The organism is Candidatus Symbiopectobacterium sp. NZEC135, from assembly GCF_025962695.1.
On sequence record NZ_JAGFPF010001363.1, the window covers coordinates 1 to 575 of the forward strand.

Genomic DNA, 575 nt, shown 5'->3' on the forward strand with positions numbered 1-575 from the left:
AATCCCGTTTCTACAGCAATGAAATGAATCAACTGGCGCAAGGACGTCTTGCGTTGGAAACCGCACTGCGCCAGGCATTGAAGCTCAATCAACTCTCCTTGCACTACCAGCCGCAAATTGAGCTGGCAACCGGGAAACTGTACGGTGTGGAAGCGCTGGCGCGCTGGACGCACCCGCAGCTTGGCAGTATTCCGCCAACGCGTTTTATTCCGCTGGCAGAAGATTGCGGATTGATCGCCGATTTGGGCCGCTGGGCGCTGCGCGAAGCCTGCTGCCAACTGGCCGCCTGGCGGGATGCAGGACTGCCGGTGCCCTCGGTTTCTGTCAACCTGTCGCCCACCAGTTTCCACAACCTCGATCTGCCGCGCATGATTGCGTCTACCCTCGCCAGTCATGCGTTGTCGCCGGAGCATTTAACCCTCGAACTCACCGAGAGCGTGCTGCTCGATACCAACCCCAATACCATGAAAACCATTGCTGAAGTGCGTGAGCAAGGGGTGCGCCTGTCGATGGATGATTTCGGCACCGGCTATTCCAGTCTCAGCTATCTGCGCCGCTTGCCGGTTACCGAGCTA

1 protein-coding gene is annotated in these 575 nt (G+C 58.3%); it reads left to right on the forward strand.

Annotated elements, in window-relative coordinates; genetic code table 11:
- The coding region (locus tag J5224_RS34275; protein ID WP_264629299.1) for an EAL domain-containing protein at window positions 1–575 on the forward strand (575 nt) is incomplete at both ends.